This window comes from Candidatus Igneacidithiobacillus taiwanensis (assembly GCF_031962545.1).
GTDB classification, from domain to species: Bacteria; Pseudomonadota; Gammaproteobacteria; order Acidithiobacillales; family Acidithiobacillaceae; genus Igneacidithiobacillus; species Igneacidithiobacillus taiwanensis.
The window spans coordinates 1-25,634 of the sequence record NZ_JAVRKK010000019.1 but is presented as its reverse complement, the minus strand read 5'-3'; the positions used below and the strand labels follow the sequence as shown (position 1 = coordinate 25,634).

The 25,634-nt window shown below is 59.2% G+C and carries 21 protein-coding genes, 1 tRNA gene and 1 CRISPR repeat array (1 of these 23 running past the window's edge); of the genes, 8 read left to right on the top strand and 14 right to left on the bottom strand.

The window, feature by feature from the left end:
* A CRISPR array of direct repeats spans positions 1 to 1,290; the repeat unit is 37 nt; unit sequence GTTTCAATCCACGCCCGGTTTATTAGCCGGGCGATAC (it extends 28 nt beyond the left edge of the window).
* A gap of 178 nt (positions 1,291 to 1,468) precedes the next feature.
* The 12 genes from cas2 to RTI30_RS04615 all read right to left on the bottom strand — a co-directional run bounded on the left by cas2 (position 1,469) and on the right by RTI30_RS04615 (position 10,756).
* The gene (gene cas2, locus RTI30_RS04665) at positions 1,469 to 1,759 is read right to left on the bottom strand and encodes a CRISPR-associated endonuclease Cas2 (RefSeq protein WP_312263226.1); all 291 of its coding nucleotides are present in this window, start codon (positions 1,757 to 1,759) and stop codon (positions 1,469 to 1,471) included.
* Positions 1,760 to 1,771: 12 nt separating this feature from the next.
* Positions 1,772 to 2,806, bottom strand: a complete 1,035-nt coding sequence (gene cas1c, locus RTI30_RS04660) for a type I-C CRISPR-associated endonuclease Cas1c (protein WP_312274694.1) — start codon at positions 2,804 to 2,806, stop codon at positions 1,772 to 1,774.
* A gap of 17 nt (positions 2,807 to 2,823) precedes the next feature.
* Positions 2,824 to 3,459, bottom strand: a complete 636-nt coding sequence (gene cas4, locus RTI30_RS04655; RefSeq protein ID WP_312262729.1) for a CRISPR-associated protein Cas4 — start codon at positions 3,457 to 3,459, stop codon at positions 2,824 to 2,826.
* Between the two features lie 12 nt (positions 3,460 to 3,471).
* On the bottom strand, positions 3,472 to 3,717 hold the full coding sequence (locus RTI30_RS14260) for a type II toxin-antitoxin system HicA family toxin (RefSeq protein WP_409449676.1): 246 nt from the start codon (positions 3,715 to 3,717) through the stop codon (positions 3,472 to 3,474).
* The gene (locus tag RTI30_RS04650; protein WP_312262730.1) at positions 3,714 to 3,920 is read right to left on the bottom strand and encodes a hypothetical protein; all 207 of its coding nucleotides are present in this window, start codon (positions 3,918 to 3,920) and stop codon (positions 3,714 to 3,716) included. The genes RTI30_RS14260 and RTI30_RS04650 overlap by 4 nt, the downstream gene beginning before the upstream one ends.
* 12 nt (positions 3,921 to 3,932) lie before the next feature.
* Positions 3,933 to 4,892: a type I-C CRISPR-associated protein Cas7/Csd2 gene (gene cas7c, locus RTI30_RS04645; RefSeq protein WP_312262731.1), complete on the bottom strand. Its 960-nt coding sequence runs from the start codon at positions 4,890 to 4,892 to the stop codon at positions 3,933 to 3,935.
* Positions 4,889 to 6,637 (bottom strand): type I-C CRISPR-associated protein Cas8c/Csd1, encoded by a 1,749-nt coding sequence (gene cas8c, locus RTI30_RS04640; RefSeq protein WP_312262732.1) that lies wholly within the window; start codon positions 6,635 to 6,637, stop codon positions 4,889 to 4,891. Before cas8c ends, cas7c begins: the two co-directional genes overlap by 4 nt.
* Entirely contained in the window at positions 6,634 to 7,299 is a 666-nt protein-coding gene (cas5c, locus tag RTI30_RS04635) for a type I-C CRISPR-associated protein Cas5c (RefSeq protein ID WP_312262733.1), read from the bottom strand. Before cas5c ends, cas8c begins: the two co-directional genes overlap by 4 nt.
* Before the next feature lie 16 nt (positions 7,300 to 7,315).
* On the bottom strand, positions 7,316 to 7,735 hold the full coding sequence (locus tag RTI30_RS04630) for a type II toxin-antitoxin system VapC family toxin (RefSeq protein WP_312262734.1): 420 nt from the start codon (positions 7,733 to 7,735) through the stop codon (positions 7,316 to 7,318).
* The gene (locus RTI30_RS04625) at positions 7,732 to 8,010 is read right to left on the bottom strand and encodes a type II toxin-antitoxin system Phd/YefM family antitoxin (RefSeq protein WP_312262735.1); all 279 of its coding nucleotides are present in this window, start codon (positions 8,008 to 8,010) and stop codon (positions 7,732 to 7,734) included. Before RTI30_RS04625 ends, RTI30_RS04630 begins: the two co-directional genes overlap by 4 nt.
* Positions 8,011 to 8,087: 77 nt before the next feature.
* Positions 8,088 to 10,280 (bottom strand): CRISPR-associated helicase Cas3', encoded by a 2,193-nt coding sequence (cas3, locus tag RTI30_RS04620; protein ID WP_312262736.1) that lies wholly within the window; start codon positions 10,278 to 10,280, stop codon positions 8,088 to 8,090.
* A 389-nt stretch (positions 10,281 to 10,669) separates the two neighbouring features.
* Positions 10,670 to 10,756, bottom strand: a tRNA-Leu gene (locus tag RTI30_RS04615).
* A 121-nt stretch (positions 10,757 to 10,877) separates the two neighbouring features.
* Between RTI30_RS04615 and RTI30_RS04610 the strand changes: the two genes are divergently transcribed.
* The 5 genes from RTI30_RS04610 to RTI30_RS04590 all read left to right on the top strand — a co-directional run bounded on the left by RTI30_RS04610 (position 10,878) and on the right by RTI30_RS04590 (position 16,632).
* Positions 10,878 to 11,855 carry a LysR family transcriptional regulator gene (locus tag RTI30_RS04610; protein WP_312262737.1) on the top strand — a complete coding sequence of 326 codons (978 nt, stop codon included), beginning with the start codon at positions 10,878 to 10,880 and terminating at the stop codon, positions 11,853 to 11,855.
* Between the two features lie 103 nt (positions 11,856 to 11,958).
* Positions 11,959 to 13,653, top strand: a complete 1,695-nt coding sequence (locus tag RTI30_RS04605) for a proton-conducting transporter membrane subunit (RefSeq protein WP_312262738.1) — start codon at positions 11,959 to 11,961, stop codon at positions 13,651 to 13,653.
* Positions 13,650 to 16,058 carry a DUF2309 domain-containing protein gene (locus RTI30_RS04600; RefSeq protein WP_312262739.1) on the top strand — a complete coding sequence of 803 codons (2,409 nt, stop codon included), beginning with the start codon at positions 13,650 to 13,652 and terminating at the stop codon, positions 16,056 to 16,058. The genes RTI30_RS04605 and RTI30_RS04600 overlap by 4 nt, the downstream gene beginning before the upstream one ends.
* A gap of 136 nt (positions 16,059 to 16,194) precedes the next feature.
* Positions 16,195 to 16,437: a DUF465 domain-containing protein gene (locus RTI30_RS04595; RefSeq protein ID WP_312262740.1), complete on the top strand. Its 243-nt coding sequence runs from the start codon at positions 16,195 to 16,197 to the stop codon at positions 16,435 to 16,437.
* A gap of 45 nt (positions 16,438 to 16,482) precedes the next feature.
* Positions 16,483 to 16,632 carry a hypothetical protein gene (locus RTI30_RS04590; protein ID WP_312283384.1) on the top strand — a complete coding sequence of 50 codons (150 nt, stop codon included), beginning with the start codon at positions 16,483 to 16,485 and terminating at the stop codon, positions 16,630 to 16,632.
* A 22-nt stretch (positions 16,633 to 16,654) separates the two neighbouring features.
* Here the strand turns inward: RTI30_RS04590 and RTI30_RS04585 are convergent, their stop codons facing one another.
* The gene (locus tag RTI30_RS04585) at positions 16,655 to 19,498 is read right to left on the bottom strand and encodes an alkaline phosphatase family protein (RefSeq protein WP_312262741.1); all 2,844 of its coding nucleotides are present in this window, start codon (positions 19,496 to 19,498) and stop codon (positions 16,655 to 16,657) included.
* Positions 19,499 to 19,569: 71 nt separating this feature from the next.
* Between RTI30_RS04585 and glnE the strand changes: the two genes are divergently transcribed.
* The 3 genes from glnE to RTI30_RS04570 are packed head-to-tail and all read left to right on the top strand — an operon-like array spanning position 19,570 to position 23,560.
* Positions 19,570 to 22,422, top strand: a complete 2,853-nt coding sequence (gene glnE / locus RTI30_RS04580) for a bifunctional [glutamate--ammonia ligase]-adenylyl-L-tyrosine phosphorylase/[glutamate--ammonia-ligase] adenylyltransferase (RefSeq protein WP_312283383.1) — start codon at positions 19,570 to 19,572, stop codon at positions 22,420 to 22,422.
* Positions 22,423 to 22,425: 3 nt separating this feature from the next.
* Entirely contained in the window at positions 22,426 to 23,349 is a 924-nt protein-coding gene (locus tag RTI30_RS04575) for a branched-chain amino acid transaminase (protein WP_312262743.1), read from the top strand.
* Entirely contained in the window at positions 23,339 to 23,560 is a 222-nt protein-coding gene (locus RTI30_RS04570; RefSeq protein WP_312262744.1) for a zinc-finger domain-containing protein, read from the top strand. Before RTI30_RS04575 ends, RTI30_RS04570 begins: the two co-directional genes overlap by 11 nt.
* A gap of 9 nt (positions 23,561 to 23,569) precedes the next feature.
* On the opposite strand, the gene dsbD is transcribed toward RTI30_RS04570, so the two are convergent.
* On the bottom strand, positions 23,570 to 25,396 hold the full coding sequence (gene dsbD, locus RTI30_RS04565) for a protein-disulfide reductase DsbD (RefSeq protein ID WP_312274695.1): 1,827 nt from the start codon (positions 25,394 to 25,396) through the stop codon (positions 23,570 to 23,572).
* Positions 25,397 to 25,634: the final 238 nt, after the last annotated feature.

Below are 25,634 nucleotides of genomic sequence, written 5' to 3'. Positions count from 1 at the left end.
GGGCGATACGGTCAACGCTAATGCGTACTTCATGTTTGCCAGCGTTTCAATCCACGCCCGGTTTATTAGCCGGGCGATACAATTGCAGGAACGGTTTAATGAGTTGCGGAAAAAGTTTCAATCCACGCCCGGTTTATTAGCCGGGCGATACCCTACCCCGTGGTCCAAGGAACTCATAGCCAAACTGTTTCAATCCACGCCCGGTTTATTAGCCGGGCGATACGACGATAACGCCGGTATCGTAAATGAGCATTGGGTTTCAATCCACGCCCGGTTTATTAGCCGGGCGATACCGACCGATACTTGCGAAAGCGTAAAACTCGACTGGTTTCAATCCACGCCCGGTTTATTAGCCGGGCGATACAGCTGCTGCACTGTCTGAGTCTGTAGTATCGTATGTTTCAATCCACGCCCGGTTTATTAGCCGGGCGATACGAATACTGGGAAACTTGGGATTGCGTGCTATATGTTTCAATCCACGCCCGGTTTATTAGCCGGGCGATACCTGCCAGTGGTGGGGGCAATTTTGGAGCCAATATGTTTCAATCCACGCCCGGTTTATTAGCCGGGCGATACCAGACCTTGCGGCCCGTTACCATCAGCCCGTGCATGTTTCAATCCACGCCCGGTTTATTAGCCGGGCGATACGTCCCGCCGTCGACGTACCGATCCAGCCACTTCGGGTTTCAATCCACGCCCGGTTTATTAGCCGGGCGATACCGTCGGCAGGCGTGCGCGCCGGAGTGGCGTCTTGGTTTCAATCCACGCCCGGTTTATTAGCCGGGCGATACACCTGGTACGAACACCATCGGTCAGAGGATATAAAAGTTTCAATCCACGCCCGGTTTATTAGCCGGGCGATACCTTTATCGCGAAGACGATTGACTTGCTTACCGTGGTTTCAATCCACGCCCGGTTTATTAGCCGGGCGATACGCTGTACTGGACGGGGACCAACATTCCATGGCAGGTTTCAATCCACGCCCGGTTTATTAGCCGGGCGATACTTAACGCAGCAGCAGTTGAGCCTTCTTCGTCTTTTGTTTCAATCCACGCCCGGTTTATTAGCCGGGCGATACCATCGAGCTGCACCCGGCACGGCCCAAGGATTGGGTTTCAATCCACGCCCGGTTTATTAGCCGGGCGATACGTGCTGGCTTCTCAAATCCAGCAGATAGCGCAAGTTTCAATCCACGCCCGGTTTATTAGCCGGGCGATACAGCTTGATAGCCATTACTTTTCCTCCGCAATGGTGTTTCAATCCACGCCCGGTTTATTAGCCGGGCGATACCGCATTGTTGCAGTAGTTTGTTAATGAACAGTTTTCTTTGTGTGTGCCGCGAATGGTAGATAGAGCCACCTGGTAACCTTTGATGACGCCCAGAGTCTCCAATAAAAATATTGATAGAACAGGAAGATAGACCATGCGCGAAAGGGCGGCCTTTGCGACGCCGATCCAGGTTCGCGCATCAAACCATAAGAGGGCCATTAAAGTCGATGGATCGGAAGGTTCCATATTGCTTAATACGCAGTTCGGTGGGTTCTGTGAGGCGATAGAAGCGTAGATTATCCTCTTCTTCGTCTATTTCCGCCAGCAGCGTGCGCTCAAAAGCCTCGTACTGCATTTGATTGACCTGACATTCAAAAACAGATTTCTGCACACGTTGGCCAACCCGTTCGCAGGCTTTGGCCACGCGGCGCAGGCGCCGGCGCCCCGCCGCCGTTTCTGTAGAAACATCGTAAGTGACGATGATGAGCATGTTTACTCCTCCTCAACGGCTAAGATATGGCAGATACCCCGTAGTTTCCCCACGGATGGCGCGCGCCATTAGCCGCGCCTGCACAAAAGGTAATAGTCCAATAGGAACCTTCTGCTCCAAGAGAGGATGGGTGATTTCTTCTTGTTTACGTTCCTGCCAAGCAGCGACCACCTTGCGTCGACCTTTATCACCCAGCAGGACGGCTCCACCCTCGCGGTCTTCAAAATCGTTCTCGCTTAGTTGCCCTCGGTTCACAAGGGTGAGTGCGAGCCGGTCGCAGATGGGAGCGCGAAACTCCTCCTGCAAATCCAGTGCTAATGCCGCGCGCCCCGGGCGGACTACATGTAAAAATCCTAGCTGCGGATCCAGACCAACGGTTTCCAACGCGCTGCGACAATCGTTCATCAGCATGGCGTAAAGAAATGAGAGCAAGGCATTGATCCGGTCCAATGGTGGACGCCGGGTACGCCCGCTCCACTGAAATTGCTCACGCATAGCGGGCTTAATGATATGGTGAAAAACCGAGAAGTAACTGCGTGCGGCATCGCCTTCTATGCCGCGCAGCGCATCTATGGTGGACGCTTCGGCAGTAGCACGCAGCGATGCGGCGAGGTGATTGGCTGCACCAGTAAGCTGCTTAGCGTCGCCCGCCTCTTTTGCCTCACGAGCAGCGCGCAGGAGCACAGTTCTGCTGTTACGGATTTTTCCAGCGACGCAGGCGCGCGCAAACTCTCTGGAAATATCAACATTTCCCGCTCCTCGGTGCTGAGCCTGACGCAGCAGGATATTTCCGGAAATGGGCCCTTCCAAACGCGCCTTGAAGCGACCAAAACGATCCAATAACACCAGCGACTTCCCCTCTTCCGCCAAGCGGTGCATGAGGGCAGGCGACACCATCACGTCACCAAAGCATACCAGTGTACCGACATGATGCAGCGGGACTTGCAGGCGTTTCTCATGGTCCACATCTACACGCAAGGTCGCGTTGTCTAAATGTACATAGGATAGGGGGGTCATGACGTAAAGGGTATTTTGAATTTGCTGCATGACAGAATCCCTCTACATCATGTACTAATTTCATCATCCGGCGAAAACAGGTATTGTTTCAGCCGGTCCATTTGGGTTTGCTGCGCCAGCATCTCGGGCTGGCAAATTTCTCGCAGTGAGCATTCCCGGCACCTCGCATCGTTTACTGGCGGTGGGAGGATGCCGCAGGCGAGCATGGCGCGAATCGCATCGGCAGTCTCGCTGACAAGAGCGCGCAAATCCTCGGTGATGTCGACCTCGCGCCGCCGATGGCTGCTGGCATGGTAGATGGCGCCTTGGGGTACAGGGCGACCGAGCATATCTTCCAGACACATGGCCTGGGCGGCAAGCTGAATGTCATCATGGATGCGGCCACGTTTACGTCCATGCTTGAACTCTACAGGATATATCCTGCCATCTGGATGGAACTCTACTAAATCTGCCTTGCCGATCAGACCAATACGATCTGACCAGAGGGGCAACGCCCGCTCCACCCGCACGCCGCGCTTCACCTCATATCCCGGCGTATCCACCAGATGATGCACCGCCTGCCCTCGAGCAGTGTGAACGTTGTCCTCAAATTGCTGCTCCAAATGAATCAATCCGCATTGACGCGGGCAATAAGCCCAGTGCTGGAGGGCAGAAAGCGGAACGGGATCTTCGGCGGCTTCCATGATTGGTCCCCGTCATTTCTCAAATAACAAATCCAATAACGCCTCGCGACTAACGCCGCGATGCGTAGCCACTGCGTCCAAAATGGCGGCCAATGTACCTACACGTAGTGGATCGTGGCGAGGAACAGTGATGTGATGCTCGCCTCGTGCCACACAGGTCAGGCGCATGTGGCTTCCCGTCTGCCGCGTCACGGTGTAACCCACATGCCCGAGCCGTCGAACCAACTCAGTGCCAGTGAGGTCACGCGGCAGCCTCACGCTACCAGTACCTCTTCGCGGGTAATATGCAGACGAATAAGTCTGGGGCACTGCGCATCCTCAAAATGGCAGTGCACTGCATCCCGTACCAGCGCATATAACGCGGGCAGATCATCGGCCTCGGCAAAAATATCCGCTCCTACAGCACGGGCGATGAAGCCTCCCTCCGGCGCCTCTTCAACAATAAAGTGGATTTCGGACATCGTGCGTTCTCCTCATATTTTGCGAAGCAGCGTAACCCCTGATGGCATTTCTGTGTCATTTACGAATACTTCGTAATCGGCAAAGCCGCGTGGTACTTCTACGCCAGCTTTGCGATTCACCTCGATGCGATCGAACAAGTCGTGCGCTGGCGCATTGCCGAGTTCTGAATCGTGCCTGAATACATAGAGCCCGCGTGTGGCCATCTCGCCGCGCGCGGCGGATCGGTCGTGCTCGAACATCTGCGTCAGAGCCTGCCAGAGCAGTTCCAGGTCGGTCTCATCGAAGCCGGTCTGTCTGGCGAGAAAGCTGGAAACAAAGCCGTGCGCGACATACAGGCCATACGGCACGGTATGTTTGCGGCCCATGGTGCGGTTGTCGCCGTCCTGCTTTTCGGCTTCGGCCTCGGTCGCCACGGCCATGCGGGTGATGGAGTGCTCCTGCGCAATGATGGGATCGACCGAGCGTGCGAATGTGAGTTGCACCGGGCCGCGCACCTGGCCGCAGTTGACGCCGGTCGACATGACGGCACCGAAGGTGCGCACATCAAAAAAGTTCTGGCACATCCAGTCGCGCGCCTTGTTCACGTCGTCGCCGCTGCCTTTGCGCTTCTTGTCCTTGGCGGACTTTTTTGCGTCACTCGGCTTGTCGACACTCTCCTCTAACGCCGATTCGACGGGTTCAGTGTCCAGCTTGAGCGCGGAGTAAGCGCGCTGGTTTTGTTGGTTGAGGATGGCCTTCTCGCGGACATAAATCTCGAACCGCTTCTCGCCGGGTTGCGGGTCGCGCGCTTCCTGGTCGCGGGTCATGGTAACGAAGTTGCGCACTTTGCGCTTGAGCGCCACGTCGGTCACTAGGCCGTGGCCGGTTTCGGCGTCCAGCCGCGGCAGATTGCCCGCGTCCGGATCGCCGTTGGGGTTGCCGTCTTTCACGTCGAACAGCAGTACGAAGTCGTAGCGATTATTGAGGCTCATTGGATTTCCTCCGGGGTCTTGGATTCTGTTTTAGCGAAAAAGGCTTGGCGTTGTTGGTAGTAACCGAGAGCGAAACGCGCCTGATCTGGAAGAGCAAGATGACGCGGCGGGAACGTGTCGGCGTCGAAGCCGTCCATGATTTCGCCAATCAAACGCTCGCGACTGATCGCTAGGCCGGTTGCGAGCTTGCCCAGATGGTGCTTCGACAGCCGCAGCAGCGTGGAAAACACGGCCGCCGGTGTGCTGGAAGCCGCACCATAGTAGCGGTCGCGGATGGTGGCGTTGAGCTTGCCGGGGCCGCCCGCGGCGTCCTCCTGTATTCGTTCGAGCGTAGCGAAAAGCCGCCCCAATCGATAGGCGGGGTTATTGTTGGAGAGGTCGAGCATGGGCGTGAACTCCTTCTCTGCGGTTTTATGAAAACGTATATGACGGTTGAGGCAGGCCTTGATAACGGCAGCACGCGCATAGGTCGGTTTTTGCTCAGCGCGACAACGCACTACCGCCAGATTGAGCAGCCTAGCTGGATAAGGCAAGCCTTCGAGAATAGCGCGCATGACTTCGCCACCAAGGTTGGGCGGAATATTGTCGGCCTTGTTCAGCAATGCCACGCTAGTCAGCAGGCGAAACAGCGACAAGTGCTCGGGATCATGCGGTGCACGTACGATGGCGATGTCGTCGAAGTGCTGAACGATGCGCCTGGCAAGGTCTGCCGCAGTGGCCGTCTCCCAGAAACGGATGCTGATGCGCGCGGCGTTGGGCGCAAGGCCGAGGACATGAAAGCGCGTCTGCATGCCGCCAACGCTGAACCGGCCGGTTTTGACGGACGCGTACAACGCCTTGATGGCGTCGGTGTTCTTGTCCGGGTCGTCCTTGGGAGGGTCGCCGAACAGGTCCACCATGGCATTTTCGAGGTCGTGCGGTTCTTCTGCCCAGAACACCGTGGAGGCGTCACCGACCTGGATGCGCTGGCGCGAGCCTCGCGCCAATAAATGATTCAGGGCGGTGGTGTAGGCGAAAGTGGCGGCCTTGCCCACCGGCGCATTGGCGCCTTGCGCCTTGCCGTAGGAGTTGAAGGCATCGAGATTGAACGACACGATGTTGGCGCCCGATGTTTGTGCGCCCCAGACGCCCTTGATCGCGGGGTGCAGCCGCTCGATGGCAGTCGGCATACCGCTGACCAGACACATGCCGTCTGGCGCATCTTCGGTCTGGTGGGTTGCTGCCGCGATCACGGCGGGGCGCTGGCAAACGAGTTCTATGTCACCGTGAAGGCGAAAACTGATGTTAGGGTTGCTGGCTTTTATGTCTTCTAGTGCCGCGAACGAGGCAATTGATTCCAGGCGAAACGTATCGAGAAACGCCAGTACCGCCCGAATGCCCTCATCATTGCGCACGTCGTCCGGCAGCGCCTCGATGCAGGCGCGAAACGCCGCATGTTGCTCGGCAACGCGCCCGGGATTGCCGCGCGCGTCCAAGCCCAGCACGTATTCCGCCGTATCCCACAGCAAGTTTGCGGCGATACCGGAGGTTTTCTTTACGCCTTGGGGCACCAGAAAACGCTGACCGACTTTCTTCTTACCCTCGGCGCTGCGGGTATCTGCGATGTTCAGCAGCTTTCCATCTTGGTCGATCTCCAGCACGAAGGGAATTTCTTTCTCTTCCAGCCCGAATGCGGGCAAGCGCTCGGAGGGGTCGGGATCATTCTGTTTGCGCCGGTAGTAGGCGTCGAGTGCTTGCAGAATCATGCGTGCACCTCCGCGCTGTTCCAGGCGGGAACGTCCACCACGCCTTGCTCCAAGCGTGCCCGGAAAAAACGCGGCTGAGGATTGGCGGGGTCGGTGAAATCGAGGTCGTGCAGCATGAAACCTAGGTCGCGAGACTCATTGATCGGTGGCGATTCGGCGGCCATGTCTGTGACGAGCCGAAACCGCGCGGCAAACTCGCGGGTGCCAAGATAGGGCTGATTGACGCACTGGCCCTTGGCGGCACGACGCTCGAACATCTCGTAAAATTTCGTCGCGTTACCACTGGGATCGTGCGCTGGGAGAAATTGCAAATCGGCATGCACCCGGTAAGCCACATCGCGCAAGAACAATCCGGCACGTTGCTGGCGGTCGCCCTCGATGTTGAGCGCCAGTTCGCCGTAGCCGTTTTTCATCGCGGTCTCGACATTGCGGGTAGACACTACGCTTGCCACCTCGTTGCGCCGCAGGTTGATCCAGCGGATGGGCTTTAGCACTTCGATTTTGCGCACATGCCAGCGGATGGCTGGCTTCCACAGGATGGCCTCGAAGCAGGCGCGCGCTGCGGAGGGCGTCATCACGTCGTAGCTGACGCGCTCGACTTTCATTTCTGGGCGGGTAAAGCAGGCCCAGGGGCCGGAGAGTTCGAGACAAAAGGTTTTCAAGCGCTTCTCCTCTGTGCTAGATGGCCATTATTTTGACATGACCGACCTCACCATACCGTCTGATTTTGCGGTCCGCGGTAACGAGGCGCTGGCCATGGACGCGGGCCGCTGCAATGAGGAAGCGATCGGCGGGATCCCCGTGCGGACTGTCGGGGAGCTGGGTGCTCTCCAACGCCGTTTCTGCATCCAGCACCAGCAGGCGCAAACCAGGTAAGCTGAGGGCGCGCCGCATCCATTCGCCAATGGGTGCCGAAAGGCTGATTTTTTCTTTGGCGCAGAGCATTCCAATCTCCCATACGCTGATGGCGGAAAGGTAGAGGCAGTTACCCGACCTAGCCTGTTCAATGGCAGCCAAGGCGGCGGAGGATAATTGCGTCTTGCTGCCTTCTGCGTACCAGATCCACACATGCGTATCGAGTAGCAAGGCGCCGCTCATTTTTTATCATCGCCCGATGGTGGGCTGGTGTAGAAATCATCTTCATCGCCACTTTCTGCTGACCACAGATCATCTACAGGAGCGACAATATCCCCATGGATCGTGATAGTGCCCTGCATATAACCAAACATGCTTGCTGGCGTTTCATCGACAACGGGAACCAGTTTGACCAATGGTTTGCCGCGCTTGCTAATGACCAAAGGCTCATGCGTCGTAGCTACTTCATCGATCAGTTTCAGACACTTGGCTTTGAATTCGGAGGCGTTGATGTTCATTACCCACTCCACATGACCACTATCGCTGGTCATCTTAGACCGCTCGGTACCGAGGAGCAAACGGCAACAAGCTGGTGTCAGGTGATGAGCTGGTCTGCTCGCATTGGTTTACCCTCGGGTAGCAATCCAATCTGGGCGTCGTAAAGCCAGTCGCTCAATTGCACGAAGAGCCCCGGCATGATTTCTTCAATATCTCCTTGCGCAAGCAGTTGCGTAGCTCGCGATCGATGCAGATTGACGGTATAACGCTGCAATTTGCGCATAAGCCAACGCTGCGGACCTTCTTTACGCAGTTTGGTCAGCCAGTTATCGATGCTGTCATCCTGCCCGTCACTGCCGCGATAACGCACAATAATAGGGACGCTGTCCTCGTCTTCAATGAGGCGGAATTTTTCAGCAGCACTACGAAAATTAACGGCCAGCTCTCGCCCATCCAAACTGTCTCCAGCCATGAATAGCTCGTCGCAAATGCGCATTTTGTCGAGTTCGCAAGCATGGTACAGATGCTGAAAATAGCGGGCGAAGTGTTCTCGCGCCAGCGGTTGTCCGGTGACTTCATATAGGACATTGCGACAGGCGTCCTCACCACGACGCAGCAATCCCGGCGGAGCAGGCTTGGGAGGTACGAAAACGATCACCTCGCCTTTTTCGGCCAACCGCCCCTCTCGATTGCAACGGCCTGCCGCCTGGGCAATAGAATCCAACCCGGCCAGAGCGCGATAGACCACAGGAAAATCCACGTCCACACCCGCTTCGACCAATTGCGTACTCACTACGCGCGTGGGGATACTTGCCTGTAAACGCATCTTGATATCAGCAATGACCTGCGAACGATGCGCACCACACATCAGGGCTGACAAATGGAACGTGCCAGGGTCATACTCCTGCATCTGCCTCCACAACTCATGAGCGTCCTTACGAGTGTTGACGATAACGAGCACCGACTCGTGTTTAGCAATGTCTCCCGCAAGCGTCGACCAATCGGTACGGGTGTGCCAGTCGAGAGGTAACCGCACGCGGACACGCTCCAATGCGGCGTAGAGCGCATCGGGATCATCCATGAGCTCCCGCACATCTTCCAGACCACGCAGATTTTTGCTTGGGTCGAAGTATTCCCGTGTACTCAAAGCAGGTTGGGTGGCAGTAGACAAAACGACGGTCACACCGTAGTGCCGCGTAAGCAGCCGAAGCATGTCGAGCATCGGTTGCAGGAACTCCGGTGGCAGCAATTGCGCTTCGTCGAGGATAACGACACTATCCACCAAATTGTGCAGTTTGCGGCAGCGCGAAGTGCGCGCGGCAAACAGCGACTCGAAAAACTGCACATTGGTGGTGACGATGATGGGCGCGTCCCAGTTTTCACAAGCCAAGCGCGAGGCGTAGTTTTCCTGCTCGGGATCAGACTCGGCATTGCTGTGATGTTCGATTACCGCCTCGCCAAAAATACTGCGGAAAGTGTCAGCCGTCTGCTCGATGATGCTGGTGTAAGGGATAACATGGATGACGCGGCGTTTGCCATGAAGGCGCGCGTGCTCGAGCGCAAACGCCATGCCCGAAAGCGTTTTGCCGCCTCCGGTAGGAACCGTAAGGGAGAATAAGCCGGGAGACAACGCGGCCTTTTCGCGGCATTGACGGAGTATTTCGGCACGGACCTCATTGACGGCTGTGGGCGCTGCGCTAGCGACAAGTCGGGCCATGTGGGTGTCAAACTGCGTAGCGAGTTCAGACAGTGCTGGCCATTGATTACGAAGTGCATATTTATCTGGGTCCATATAGCGCTCGGTATCCAGAAAATCTGCATCGACCAGGGCTGAAAACAACATACGCACCCAGAGCGCGAAGCCGTCTTTGCCGCCTGGAACGGCGCGCAGGTCGGGCTTGAAATTTCCCGAAACGAGTAACTCCGCAGGCGGATTCGACTCCAGAGACTCTGCCAACTCGGCGCGGCTTTCTGTACTGGCAAGGCGCTGATCCAAATCGCCAAACCAATCTGCCAACCCGGCGTGATGTCCAGCAATAATGTATGCCAAGACGCGCCCGGTGTTACCGAAGCGATCCGTCGCCAACATGGCCCCCGCTGTTGAATGCGGAGCCCTTCTGCTCACTTCACCCTTTATATGCGCATCTGCCTCAAAACCGCTAGCCTGACGGATGTAGTGCTGAAAGCGCGGACGATATTTGCCAAGATCATGCCAGCGTCCAGCCAACCGCGCCCAATCACTGCCAAATTGCTCCGCAAATACTGCTGCGAGAGCGCCAACACTACTCAAATGCTCGAATAGATCATGCGGTTCTCGCCATGAGCCATCAGGATTTTTTGCAGCGTGTGCGATGCTGTTATTTATAGCCATGAGCTTTGTTCTCGCGAACTTCTTACCGATTCCATGGATATCCTTCCATCGTCAGGTCTCCTGCCGAAAAGGAAACATTGCGTTGTCGGGCTGTGATCGATTGAAAACTATATCGGCAAACCGTGCAGCTCCGCAAAAGCCTTTGTCCTTGCTCGGGCGTAGCGGTTTTCCTGCAATCACGTCAGGGATATCGATGAGGGCACCGACAAGGGCCCAGGAATGCGCGCACACCAGGCCGCGCCAAGCCCTCAAAGAAAAAGCGTTCGTGGACATCCACGAACGCTTGCGATTACCCACGAACCTCAATTTGGTACCGAGAGTCGGAGTCGAACCGACACGGTGTCACCACCACCGGATTTTGAGTCCGGCGCGTCTACCAATTCCGCCATCCCGGCAAATCAGTTTACTAGGATAGCAAGGCGAGGAATTTCTGACAATGGCCGCAGTTGCCAGTGGTTGCCGAGCAGGCTTGGCGCGGACGACAATGGTAGCGTCCGTCCGACGAGCTTGCAGGCTATGACCGAACCCGCCGTATCTTCTTTGATTCGCCATTTGAGCTTTCGCCAGCTGCAGATCTTTGCCACTGTGGTGCGCCTGGGAAGCTTCAGCAAGGCGGCAGACGCCCTCTTTTTGGCGCAGCCGACAGTATCGTTGCAGATCAAAAAGCTGAGCGAGACCGTGGGCATGCCCCTCTTGGAGCAGGTGGGGCGCGGCATCCGGCCGACGGGAGCCGGGGAGGACCTGTACGCGGCTTGCGAGGAGATCTTTCAAAGCCTGGAAAATTTCGATAGCCGGATTGCCGAGCGCCGAGGTATTCGGCGGGGAACCCTGCGCCTGGGGGTGGTGACGACGGCCAAATACATCGCACCGGAACTATTGGCGGCCTTCGGGGAGCAATATCCGGGCATTCATTTTGCCATGCAAGTGCGAAATCGCGACGAGATCATCCAACGCATCCAGAATCATGAAGACGATCTCTATATCATGGGCCAAGTCCCGGAGACCGAAGTGGATGTCGAGGCCATCCCCTTTGCCCTCAACCCCTTGGCGGTGATGGCGCCGCGCGATCATCCCCTGCTACGCGGCGACCCGCCCCTACCCCTCGCCGCCATTGCGCAAGCGCCGTTTCTCATTCGCGAGCCGGGTTCGGGTACCCGTAATGCCTATCTGCGTCTCTTTTCGGAGCAGGGGCTCAAGCCGCGGATCGCCATGGAGCTGAGCAGCAACGAGGCGATCAAACATGCCGTGGCCAGTGGCTTGGGTATCTCCATCCTCTCGGTCCATTCCCTGGCCTTGGAGGGTATTGGCGGTCCCATCCAGATCCTCGAGGTGGAGGGCTTTCCCATTTTGCGTAAATGGTACTTGGTCTATCCGCGGGGCAAGACCTTATCCCTCACTGCCGAACGCTTTCTGGAGTTTTGCGTGTCGCAAGAGGATTTCATCACCAAGAGACTTGTGGAGCTCTGGCCGGGTCTGGCAAAACATCTACAATGAAGAGCAATTTATAAAAATAAATATACAAAATACAAAATTCCAATTTGAATAAATGTAGATACTCCCCTATCGTCTCCCTCGGTTTCTTACGAAGGAGGCAGCGATGTACACCAACCTTACCATCCCTTGGCTCAGCGCAGCCGCCTTGGCCCTCATGCCTGTGGGGCTCCTGCTGACCGCCGTACCGCGGGTGCAGTCCACCCGCCATTCTGCCCTCAGCGCTCGCCATCGCGTGCGCTGGGCCGCCCTCTTTGCGCTGGCAGCGGCGCTGGTTGCCGATTTGGCCTATTTTCTGGGCGCGCAAGCCGACTGGGTCTTGGCCGAAATTCCCTTGCCCGGTTTGCACTTTGCCCTGCCCTTGTCGATTGCGGTCAATGGCCTGACCTTGGCGCTGGCAACTTTGGTGTCATTCGTTATCGTCATGATCGCGCAATACAGCGTGCAGTACCTGGATGGCGATCCGCAGCAGGCGCGCTTCTCGCGGCTCTTGGCCTTTACGGCGGGCTTCTTCCTCATCGTTGTCGTTGCTGGCAATCTGGGCCTCTTCACTTTGGGGATCATCGCTACCGGCTTCAGCTTGCACCAGTTGCTGAAGTTCTACAGCGAGCGCCCGAAGGCGATCATGGCCGCGCACAAGAAGTCCATCTTCAGCCGCAGTGCCGATCTGTGCTTGCTTGGGGCGACGGTCCTGGTGGGGCAAACAACGGGTAGCCTGCAATTTACGGACTTGCGTAGTGTGGCGGAGCAAAACGCGAACCTCCCCATGGGCCTGCAGATCGCCGCGTGGTTGATCGTGGCGGCGGTGATCCTGAAAAGTGCGCTCTTTCCCTTTCAGGGTTGGTTGATTCAGGTGATGGAAGCACCCACCCCGGTCTCGGCCTTGATGCACGCCGGTGTGGTCTACAGCGGCGCCATCGTCGCCCTGCGTTGTAGCCCGCTGTTGGTGCGTGTGCCCGATGCCTTGCTCTTTTTGGGTGCGGTGGGACTACTCACGGTGCTCATTGCCTCCCTGGTCATGACCACCCAAACCGCCATCAAGTCGGTCCTCGCGTGGTCGACGGCGGCACAGTTGGGCTTCATGTCCTTGGAGTTGGGGTTAGGTCTTTTTCCCTTGGCCCTCCTGCACCTTTTGGGGCACTCCCTGTATAAGGCGCATGCCTTTCTCTCGTCGGGCAGCATCACCGATCAGTTGCGCCAAGTACCGGCGGGCGGGAAGAAGATTCCGAGTATGGGAACCTGGAGTGTCGCGGTGCTGCTTGGAGTAGTCATCGCTGGCGGTGGAGCTTGGGCGCTCGGCGAAAACCCCCTGGCCGACCCGGTCTGGTTTGCCTTGATCGCCATCGTCGCGATCGCCTTGGCGCAGCTCTTGGTGAAAGGCTTGGGCTTTGACAACTGGAGTGATCGCTTGGGTGCCCTGGGGATCGCAGCACTCATGGGCGGGATCTATCTCCTGCTGCACAGCCTCTTCGTGTGGCTCTTTGGTCGCGATCTCGCCGCACCTTTGGAGGATACGAGTTTGGGTCAGCAAGTTTTTGTGTACGCCATTGCCGCCAGCTTCTTGCTCTTGAGCTGGTTGCAAGGACCGGGCCGCGCCCTGCTACCCCAGCGTCTGCAGCTCGCCCTCTACACCCATCTCTACAATGGATTGTATGTGGACTTTTGGGTCGAACAGTTTTCGCACCGCTTTTGGGCGGAGAAAGTGGGAGTGGAGTTACCGCGTAAAAACCTTGCGGTGGAGTCCTTGGAGTCCATCGCCCGTAACCGGGAAGTTCTGGATAATTCTGGAGGTGTGCAATGACGATCGAAATCCAAGCCACGACCCTTTGCGAGCAGGTTGCACGCCGTATCGCGCCGCTCTGGCCCTTGGATAGCTATGTCGCCGTCAACCCCTACTGGGGCTTTGCCGACCGCTCCTTTGCCGAGCTTGCAGCATACTTGCAAGGCACCGTGGGCGAGCGGGTGATCATGGATCGGCGTTGGTACGCCGAACAGGTGAGTAGCGGTAAGCTGTCTTTGGCAGACATCGTGCGTGCTGCCGAGGACCTGGGCCTCGGCGGTGACGAAGAAGACTGGCAGGCCTATCTGCAGACCGAAGCCGAGTCGCCCATGCGCTTGCCCCTCTTGCCGGAGCTCATGAATCGGCAGGGGCACGCCTCTATCTCGCAGTATGTGCTCGAGCAGATCAGCCACTTTTTGGCGGCCTACTACGATCGGGGTCAGGCCCTTTGGTCCCTGCCCAAAGACCCCAGCCAGGGACTCTTTGCGGCTTGGCGCCAGTACACCCTGCACGATCGCAGTCTCGGCCCCATGGGGTTGCGGCCCCTGCGTCGGCAACTCCTCGCCCTGTCAGGGGATGCCACCGCAGCACGGCGCTGGGCGCTGGCGACCCTGGAGCTACCGGAGGCAGCGGTAGAGGCCTATCTCTTGGTCCTGCTCAAGTCCATCGGTGGCTGGGCAAGCTGGTGTCGGTACCTGCTTTGGCAGGCCGAGCTCGAGGGCAAAAGCCAAGGGGATCTCCTCGATCTGCTCAGCATCCGCATGGTCTGGGAGGCTTTGCTGCGACAGCATGCGAAAGCGGCGGTGCTCGACTCCTGGCGGCGCCAAGTCCGCGGATGGGTATTCGACGACAAGCGCGCCGAGCAAGAAGACGCCCGCCGCGGCGAGGTCCTCTTGCGCGCCAGCGAGATCGCATACCGGCGGCAGCTTGCTGCCAGTCTGCGGCGGCAACCCTCGCGCCGCAGCCAGGCCAAGGGCACGCCACGGGTGCAGGCGGCGTTTTGTATCGACGTCCGCTCCGAGGTCTATCGGCGCCATTTGGAGAGTGTGTTTGGCGATTGCGAAACCATAGGATTTGCGGGCTTCTTTGGGGTGCTGCTCGAATACCAGCGTCAGGGTGACCGCGTCGCTCGCCCCCAAGCGCCGGTCTTGCTGCGCCCCCAAGTGCATGTGGAAGAAACCGGGCCAAAGGAGATCGTGGAACGTCGCTTCCGCCGCCTGCGACGCGGCGCCGAGTGGAAGCACTTCAAGCTCTCGGCCGCGTCTTGCTTTTCCTTTGTCGAAACCGCTGGCTTGAGCTACGTGGGCAAACTGCTGGCGGATAGTCTTGGCTGGCACCTTCCCTCCCCGCCGCCGGATGCGGCAGGGCTGGCTGCCGCCGAGCGCGCCCAGTTGCACTGCGTCTTGCCCGCCTCCCTCGGCATGGAGCAGCGGCTACAGATGGCGGCGTCGATCCTGACCGGGCTTGGCCTCAATCGCGGCATGGCAAAACTGGTGCTATTGGTGGGGCACGGCAGTTCGACCACCAATAACCCGCACCGTGCGGGCCTCGATTGCGGCGCCTGCGCCGGCCAGACGGGCGAGGTAAATGCCCGAGCCGCGGCGGATTTACTCAACGATCCGGCGGTACGCGAGGGGTTGCGCGCCCAAGGCTGGGAGATCGATTCCAGCGTGGTCTTTTTGCCGGCCCTGCACGACACCACCACCGATGCCGTGGAGATCCTCGCTGGCCTCGACGATCCTCGCCTCGACCCAGGACTGGTGCAGGAACTGCAGGAGGCCCTGCGCGAGGCAGCCAACCGCACCCGCTTGGAACGGGTTCTACGCCTGGAGCCGGAGCTACGCGACCCAGTTGCCGTGGCGCAGAATCTGCTGCAACGCGGACGGGATTGGTCTCAGGTACGGCCGGAGTGGGCCTTGGCCGGCAATGCCGCCTTCATTGCGGCGCCGCGTTGGCGTACCCGTGGGCGCAACCTCGCTGGCCGCGCCTTTCTGCACGATTACGACGCGACCAAAGACCCGGATTTTGCCGTACTCAAGCTCATCCTCACCGCGCCCTTGGTGGTAGCGAACTGGATCAACTTGCAGTACTACGCCTCGACGGTGGACAACCAGCGCCAAGGCTGCGGCAACAAGGTCTTGCACAACGTTGTGGGCGGTACCCTAGGGGTATTGGAAGGCAACGGCGGTGATTTGCGGGTGGGGCTGTCGGAACAGTCATTGCGCGACAGCGCCAGTGGTTTGCAGCATGAGCCGCTGCGCCTCTCGGCCTTGGTCGAGGCGCCCATCGAGGCGATGGACCGCATCATCGCCGAGGCTCCGGCCCTGCGGCAACTCGTCGACAACCGTTGGCTGAGTCTGCTGCAGATCCGTGCCGACGGCTCGCTGCTGGAGCGGCGCGGCGCCGGCGACTGGGTCGCCGTTTAAATAACCCCTGCCGCCGTCATGGCCCTCGGGACGGAAACCCGGGGGCCTTTTTCATTCCCTTGTTGTTCTGGCTGCAGAAGGTGAAAAGCTCTGCTACCCTCAAAGTGCGTCATTCACCACAGCAGGGGCCCCCAGCATGCACACCGAACATCAAGATTTGACCGTCGAATTCCCAGAATTGGCGGAACGTATTCATGCCCTCCAGTCCAGCAACGCGCATTTTGCCAAGCTCTTGGCCGAGTTTGATGCCCTTAGCGCCGAGATCGAACATATCGAGCGCAACGATGCGGCCTCGGGCAGCAGCTCTCTGGAGGCACTGAAAAAGCAGCGTCTCGCTCACAAAGACGAGCTCTATCGTATGCTGCAATCGACCAACTGACCCATTCCTCGCAACCAGGCTCAGTCATGCTCTACGTAGAACCCGATGCCGGAGTGCAACCCATCGTCCATATCATTCAAGACGCCCGGCGCCAGCTTCGGTGGTTGGGGTAAAGCAGCGCGAGACGCCGGTGAGGTTGCCGAAGATGGCGGACGGCTAGCCGTCGATCTCGCCGAGCATGGCCTGCGCCGCTAGGACGGCGGAGGCCCTGGGCGAGCTACTCGTCCTCCCCCGCCTGATAGGCTGCCAAGGGCGCATGGTGCGCCGCTGCCATCTGCTGCAGATAGGCCATGACCCGCTCATAGGATTTCTCGCCCTTGCTGGCGATCCACTCCTGCTTCATCTGCTCCGGCCCCGGCACCTTAAGCAGGGTGGTGGGACTGTAGCTAACGTCCTTGGCCGGCGGCGGGAGCTGGCTGCCGAGGCTATCCTGATGACGTCGGAACCAGGCGCCGCTCAGGGAGTGCCCCGCCATACCCGCCTCGCGGCGTAGGAGTTTGCTGTCGGTACACTGTCCCGGGTTGAAAGCGAGGGGTACCTGGATGGGGGTAGGCTGGGGAGTAGGTGCAAAATCCGGGTGATCGGTCCAAATGCCGCTGAAAACACTGGCATTTTGGTCCCATTGTGACATCGGCGGTAGGCCAAAAATCGCTTCCGTGGTCTTCAGGATGTTTACCTGTGAGTAGAGATTGGTCTCGAGAAAACCCCGCTTTACCCACGGCCCCATGGCCAAGGCAAAAGTGCGATGGGCGTTGATATGATCGGCCCCAGACTGGGCATCGTCCTCAGTGAGAAAGACCACCATGTGCTTCCATTCTGGCGTGGTCGAGAGGTAATGAATGAACTTGGCCGTGGCGTAGTCGTTGTTGGCGACGTAGTAATCGGGGGTGTAGTAGCAGGGTGTACGTCCTGCGGTGTGATCGTCCGGCAGCCAGATATAGATGAACCGCGGAAATTTGGCGCCAGGGTGCGCCTTGAGCCAGTTCTCGGCAAGTTGCTCGCGCTGGGTATCCAAAAGCATCCGGTCCCAGCCCGGAAAGTCCGTGGCCAAATGCTTCTGCATGGCTGGCGAGATATTGCCCGCCTGGGAACGCGACACGAACTCGCCAAAATCCTCAAAGGAAACGTGGTGCTCCAGCAGGTCGTTGAACAAAAAGAGACGCTGCGGGTAGCTGATCCAAGGATTACTCCATTTGCCCAGCGCCAAAAGGTTCTTGTAGATGGCATACGGGTCATCGGAACTGGGATGAAAATCGGGCTTACCCGGCTCACCGACGGGAATGAGGGGTTGCGTCCAGCCGGGATTACCCACCAGCCCCCGTCCCGAGTAGTACATGGGCCAGGTGCGCTGTACGAAATCGGAATCCGAGGCCGCCGTCGTCCACTGGTGCCCCTGGGCGGTGACCTCGCCATCGGCCATGAAGTTCACAAAGAGACTATACCGACTCGCCAGGGCATAGAGATTGGGCAGCTCCTTCGGGCCATAGAGATCGAGCTTGGGATCGGCCCAAACCCCGGCAGGCTGGTAGTCGCCCAAGTCTTCGTCGAAGGTCTTGTTCTCGCGCAAAATGAAGACCACATAGCGGATATGCTTGCGCAAGAAAGCGGTGGTCTTGGCATCCTCCGCTTGGCGCGCAGCTTGTTGCTGGGGGCTGAAGCCGTCATTGTGCAGGGCGGCAGCGGTCCACTGGGGGAGCTTGGTATCGAGCTCAGCAAGGGGAATCTTCTGTAGCAGACCGTCCATCATCGTCCCCACCCATTGGTGCTGCACATTGGGGCCGGTACCCAGGCCCTTGGCAGCCACCACATAGAGGGCATCTTGGGTAGCCGTCATGCCGGTGGGGTACCAACCGGTGGGGATCAGGCCCAAGGCCTTGCCGCTGGCGAGGTCGTAGACGGCGACATCGTTATTACCGGCATTGGCGACAAAGAGCTTGCCTTGGGCGATGGCGAGGGCATTGGGATAGGATCCGGGCGGGGCGTCGGGGTAGGGGCTGTCGTTGAGCACCCCCTTGAGCTGCAGACTGCGGCTGTCTACCTCCGCCACTTGGTCGACATTGGCGAGGGCGACGTACACGTCCGGGCCTTGCGGCGCGGCGACCAGGGCGGTGGGATGGACGCCAGCAGCATAATGATCCGGGCCGGTCTGCGGGCCCACGGCTACCGTCCCTAGCAGCCGAAAGGATTCGGGATCCAGCACCGCGACGGCATCCGCCCCCCAGAGGCTGACCACCAGGCGCTTACCACCATCCGCCAGGGTAAGAGCGAAGGGATAGGGGCCAACATTCAGATATTCGGTCTTGCCGGTCTGGAGATCGATGCGGGCAATGCTGTTGCTGAGCATCCCCGTTACAAAGAGATGCCGCTGCTGCGGCCCAAGAACAACGGCATCCGGATAAAAAAGACGCGGCTCGTTAGCGCGATGCTCGCCTTGGTAGTAATAGGGATATTGGTCCTTGGGGAAAGGCTGCCACGCCAGAGGGTAGCGGCGCAACACTTCCACCTTGCCGTCGTGGTAGCGGAATTGCACCACATCGTTGGTGGCGCCGCCCGCGGTAAAGAAGGTGTCGTTGGGGCCTGGAGTAATGCCCTGATAAAAGCTCTGGTGACCAATCGGGGTAGAGTCCTTGACCGATGCCTCGCCCTTCTCTTCCGGCTCTTTCTTATAAGCCGCCACTTGCGCCACGGGCTGCAGGCTATGCGCGTTGTAGAGGGTGACGGTCTGCGCCGCCGTGGCACCATTGGCAAGCACTGCCAGTGTGTTCTTCGCCAACGGAATGACGTTGGTAGCCAAGTTGGGAGTGCCGTTGACCGTTCCTACCGGCGACACGATCCGCCCGGTGGGCAGTACGTGGGTAACCCAGTCGCGATTGGCGGCATTCACTGTCACCGGTGCCAGCAAGTCACGGTTGTCACGCGCCGGGATCACTGGCGCAGCCGCAATCCCGCCAGCATTGTCATAAACCGGCACTACTGGCGAGGCGAAAACGACAGGTATTGCAGCCAGCGAGCCAAAGGCAGCAAGTACCGAATACGCGAGAAAATTACGAGAAAACGGCATAGGATTGCGTCCCTTTCATACGGTGGCAGTCCACCTGAATTTCTGCGACCCTATCACAGAAATGTTACGGTATGATGAACATGAGCCTTTCACCCCCTAATCCTCCTTGCCTGCAGGAATTACCCGAACGCTGGCCAGCGGAGTGGGAGCGGGTCGCTGAGGCTATCCAAAGTCTGCGAGAGAGTGCCGGCGAAGCCGCGGATACGCTACCCAAGAGCTCGGAGCAGGAAGCGCGCCTGCGGCGTTTGCTCTTTGCGAGCCTCTATGCCCGGCAGCAACTGACGCAACACCCGGAGTATTTGGGCCTGCTGCTTGCTGGTTTGGCTGCCTCGCCTCCCGGCAAGGAGACGTCCGAGGAGGAATTCCTCGCGGACCTGCGCCGCTATCGGCAGCAGCGCATGCTGCAGATTCTTTGGCATGACCTTTCTGGACCCGAGGCCCTCGACGGCACCCTCAGCGCCCTCAGCCGTCTTGCCGAGGAGACGCTGCAATGGGCCCTCGACTATGGCGCTCGCCGCATGGCACAGCGGCACGGCGTAGCCCGCGACGAGCTAGGCCAGCCGGTGCCTTTTGCCGTCATCGGCATGGGTAAGCTTGGCGGCGTAGAGCTCAATCTCTCCTCGGACATCGATTTGCTCTTTCTTTACGGGGCGACCGGCGAGAGCGATGGCCCCCTTCCCCTCGACAACGCTACCTATTTTCAGCGCCTTGGCCAGTGGCTGATCCGCGCCCTCGCCGAAAATCGGCCGGAAGGATTTATTTTTCGTGTCGACATGCGCCTACGCCCCTTTGGCGATGCCGGCCCCCTCTGCGTTACCGGCGATGCCCTAGAGCAGTATTACCATCGACACGGCCGCAGTTGGGAGCGCTACGCCCTGCTCAAGGCGCGCGCAGTGGCCGGTGATCTCGCCTTCGGCAGCGCCGTCCTCGCGCGTCTACAGCCCTTTCTCTACCGACGCTATCTCGATTTTACCGCCCTTGCCGGTCTGCGCCGCGTCAAGGCGCTGATGGACGCCGAACAGGGCCGCGCCAGCCAAGACATCAAAAAGGGCTTCGGCGGCATCCGCGAGATCGAATTCATTGTGCAGTCGTTACAATTGATCCACGGCGGTCGTCTACCGCAGCTGCGCCAACGTAATACCCTGCAAGCCCTGGAACAAATTGCCGCGGCGGGATTGCTGCAAGAAGACGCCATAACGACTCTGCGGCAAAACTACCGTTTCTGGCGGCGGGTAGAGCATGCCCTGCAGATGATTGACGATCGCCAGACCCAGACCCTCCCCAGCGATCCCCTGGGCTGGATGCGCCTGAGCTGCGCCCTGGGTGGAGAGACGCCGGCCATTTTGCAAGAGAGGATTGCGAGCGGACGAGCAGCGGTCCATGCCTTGTACCTTGCCATCCTCCCTGCCCAGCCCGAGGGCGACGAAGAAGACATCGCCAATCTGGTTTGGCTGGCGGCCCGCCATGCCCTCGACGACGCCGCCCCCGAGGCTTGGCAGCAGTTGCTGGCCGCCGACCCGGAATCGACGGCATGGCAGGAACTCCGACGCTTCGCCCGCAGCCGCCGGGTCTTGCAGCTCTCCCAGCGCGGGCAGGCTCGACTGGATGCCCTCCTACCCGCCGTCTTGCGCCGCCTTACCCAATCCGGCGCGCCAGCCATTCTCCTGCATCGTCAGCTCGGCCTCCTCGATGCCCTACTCGGGCAACCGCAATATCTCGCCCTCCTTGCCGAAAATCCCCATTGGCTGGGGCGCCTGGAAGAACTCCTTGCCAGCCCTTGGCTGGCCCAGGAGCTTACCCGCTTTCCCACCCTGCTCGAAGACGTTCTCTGCCAACGCTCCTCGGCAGCGCGAGATTGGCCGCAGCTCTTCAGTACATCGGAGGACCAGGGGCGCGATTTGGAAGAACGCATGGACCTATTGCGTCGCTTCAAGAATACCGAGACCCTGCTGCTGGCCAGCGATTTTTGGGCGGAACGTAAAGAGATCGATAGCCTGCTGACGGACCTGAGCGAACTCGCGAGCTTTTGTTTGCAACGTGCTTTGCCCTGGGCGGTCGAGGCGATGCTCCAGCAGCACGGGCCTCTGCCGGGTTATCCAGAGCTCCCCTTTGCCATCATCGCCTACGGAAAATTGGGCGGTATGGAGATGGGGCTGGCCTCGGACCTCGATCTCGTCTTTTTGTACGATCTGCCGCCGGACCAGGAGAGCAGCGGGCGGATTCCGCTAACGGCGGGCGCTTGGTTTGCCCGCCTCGGGCAAAAGCTCATCCACATTCTCAGCGTCCTTACCCGCGCCGGCAATCTCTACGAAATCGATCTGCGCCTGCGTCCGAGCGGACAATCCGGCCCTCTGGTCAGCTCCCTCTCGGCCTTTAGCAAATATCAGCGCGAGTCGGCTTGGACCTGGGAACACCAAGCCCTCACCCGCGCCCGTTTCATTGCCGGCGACCCCAAACTCGGGCAGCGCTTTGTCGCGCTACGCGAGGAGATACTCTCCCAACGCCGCGATCCCATTACCCTTGCCGCCGAAATTGGTGCCATGCGCCAGCGTATCGCCCGAGAAAAACCCATCCCCTGCAATGCCTTTCATCTCAAACTGAGCCCTGGCGGCTTGGTGGATATCGAATTTCTCGTGCAGTTTGCTATTCTCTCTCTTTCTGCCGACAATTCCGCGCTGCTGCATTATCCTGGCACCCGTTCGGCCTTGCAGGCCATCGCTACCCTCGGCCTTTGGGAAGAGGGCGCGGTGAGCAGTCTGCTCACGGCTTGGCGTGCCCTGCGCGAAGCAGAAAACCGCTGCTGGCTGCGTCTCGAGCCCCCATTGCTCGAGCGCGGCCATGCACAATTCGCCGCTCTGCAGGATCTCGCCGGGCAGGTGCGGCAATGGACTTTACGACTGGGCCTGGGGCCCACTGAGGAGTGAGTGATGTCGATGGCAGATCGTGATGGATTCATTTGGTTCGATGGTCAGATGGTGCCCTGGCGCGAGGCGACGGTGCACGGTCTCACCCACAGTCTGCACTACGGTCTTGGCTGCTTTGAGGGCGAACGCGCCTATGCCACTGATCGCGGTGCGGCCATCTTCCGTCTGCCCGAACACACCAAGCGCCTCTTCAACAGTGCCAAAATCCTGCAAATGGACGCGCCCTTCACCCCGGAAGAAATCAACGCCGCCACCAAAGAGGTCATCCGCGCCAATGGCCTCGAATCTGCCTATATCCGGCCGCTCTTTTTCTATGGCGCCGAGGGCATGGGCTTGTCGGCACGCGGGCTCAAGGTCCATGCCCTCATCGCCGCCTGGCCCTGGGGCAGTTACTTGGGGCAGGAAGCCCTGGAGCGCGGCATTCGTGTCAAAATCAGTTCCTTCAGCCGGCACCATGTGAACATTCATCTCTGCAAAGCCAAGGCGAGCGGCAATTACATGAACTCCATGCTGGCGCATCGAGAAGCCCACCATGCCGGCTACGACGAAGCCCTGTTGCTCGATCGCGAGGGCTATGTTGCCGAGGGTTCTGGAGAAAACATCTTCATGGTCCGCGACGGTATCCTCTATACCCCGACCCTCACCAGCGCCCTCGAAGGCATCACCCGCGACACCATCCTGCGCTTTGCCCGTGATGCCGGTATTCCCATCGTCGAAAAACAGCTCACCCGCGACGAATTCTACATTGCCGACGAGGCCTTCTTTACCGGCACGGCGGCAGAGGTAACTCCCATCCGCGAGATCGATGACCGCAAGATTGGCAACGGCCGCCGCGGCCCCATCACCGAGGCGCTGCAACAACGCTATTTCGACACCGTTGCTGGCCGGCGCGACGACCACCCGGAGTGGCTGCACTATGTCGACTGACGCCCCCACCATCCATTGCTGTGCCCAGAGCTTCGTCGAGATCGACCCTAAGGAGCTTCCCCTTGCCTGCCCGCGCCCGGCGGGCGGGGTGTGGAACGGGCATCCGCGAGTCTTCCTCAAAATCGAAGAGACCGGCGAGGCACGTTGCCCCTACTGCGGCACCCTCTATGTGCTGCGCGGCGGTCCGCTGCAGCGCGGACACGGTCACTAGGCAACAGGCCTAAGCACCACCGCGCAACCAGCGCAGAAAGGCCTCCGGGCCCAAGTAACCTTCTTGCACCGCCGCCGTCCGACCATTTGCGTTTACGCGAATGAAGGCCGGTGGGCCGGCGAGATGATAGCGTGCCAGCAAGGCTTGGCTGGCAGCCCCGCTCGCAGTCACATCGACCCGGATCAGATCATAGCCGGCAAGGGCCTTGCGCACTGCCGGGTCACGGAAGGTGATCTGGTCCATCCGCGTGCACTCTACACACCACTGCGCCCAGTAATCGATGAGCACCGGCTTTCCCTGGGCGGCCCTGAGAGCGGCCTGGAGGGCGGCGGGGTTGTCCACCCGCGTAAAGGCGAGTTCCTCGGCACTTGCCGGCTGAGCCGTCGAGTACTGCGCGCTTGGCAAGGGATGCAGCGGATCCGACTGCCCCTGCAGGGCCCCGATTCCCATCACCAAGCCATAGGCGACCAGGGTTACTCCCAGGGCCTTGCGAAATAATCCCCAGCCTGCTGTTGCGGGCTCGAGAGCGCGCAGGTAGACACCGGAAAAGATCGCCAGCAAGGCCCACAGCAACAGGCTCATCGGACCTGGCAGTACCCGGCTCAAAAACCAAATCGCCACGCCGAGCATCAAGACGCCAAAGACGGCCTTGATCGCCTCCATCCATGGCCCTGCCTTGGGCAGCAGATGTCCCGCCGAAGTGCCAACCAGCAACAGCGGCATCCCCATACCCATACTCAGAGCAAAGAGTGCCAAGCCACCCAAAAAGACGTTTCCAGTTTGCGAAACAAAGAGCAGCCCGCCTGCCAAGGGCGCTGCCACACAAGGGCCAACGATCAGGGCCGAAAGAATTCCCAGCACAAAGCTACTGAGTAGATGTCCGCCCTTACCAACCCGCGACAGGCGAGTCTGTACGGCGCTCGGCATCTGTAGCTCGTAAAAACCGAACATCGACAGCGCCAAGAGCACAAAGATCAAAGCAAAGGCGCCGAGTACCCAGGGACTTTGAAAAAACGCTTGCAGATAGGCGCCGGTGAGCGCCGCGGCGATGCCGGCAATGGTATAAGTAAGCGCCATACCCAGGACATAGGCAAGGGAGAGACCAAAGGCACGACGGCGACTCGGGCGCTCCTTCTGGCCGACGATGATCCCCGAAAGGATGGGGATCATTGGAAACACGCAAGGGGTAAAGGCAAGCCCCAAGCCCGAAACAAAAAACAACAGCAGGGTCCAGGCAAAACGGTCCTGCAAGCCTTTTGCTAAATTTGCGGCGTTACTTTCGGGTGCCGGCGCCGCCACGCTCGCTGCTAGAGCGAGGGCATTCGTTGCTACCGGCGCACGATCAACCAAAGGCTCTGGGGTTAGAGAAACCTCGACGGTCTTTTGCTGCCGCGGGTAGCAAACCCCAGCGTTGGCACAGCCCTGAAAGGTGCTGGTAACGGCGATTTCTTTGGGAGCCGCACCCTGAATGGTGTAGGGAAGAAGGACGCGATTATCCCCCTCGAGCACCTGTACCTTGCCAAAGGCCGGGTCATCGAGCAATTTTCCTGGAGGCAAGTCGAGTTTCCCCATGTGCACATTGCTTGGCGCCAACTCCACATGCACCATGGAGCGATACAGGTGATATCCCGGCGCCACCTTCCATTGCAGGGCGAGCTTACCCTCGCCCACATTTTGCGCAGAAAAGGAAAAGGCCTGATCAGCAGGGAGAAACTGACTCGCCCAAACGCTGCCCGAAATCGTCCACAGTAGCGCCAGACAGACCAGCAGACCGTACCCCAGGGACTTCCGTCGCTCCCCCACAATTGCCGGCCAACCCTTTGCATCGTTTCGCATTTTTATGCCGCCCCCAGGAAAAAAGCTGTTTGTCCACCGCAGAATTAGCAAGACTCAGGCCGCAGCATGCCAGCTGACTAGCGGCCATCATAGCAAAAAGCCCTCGACGCAGCAGGGCAAGCCCGCCATCGCGCCGCGGTGCATAAGTTCACAAACCTTTGGCACTTCTTTGGCGAGGGAGGAGTGCCATGCAGGTTCAACATGTCGGGTACCGGATCCGGGGGTTTTACCGGGTAGC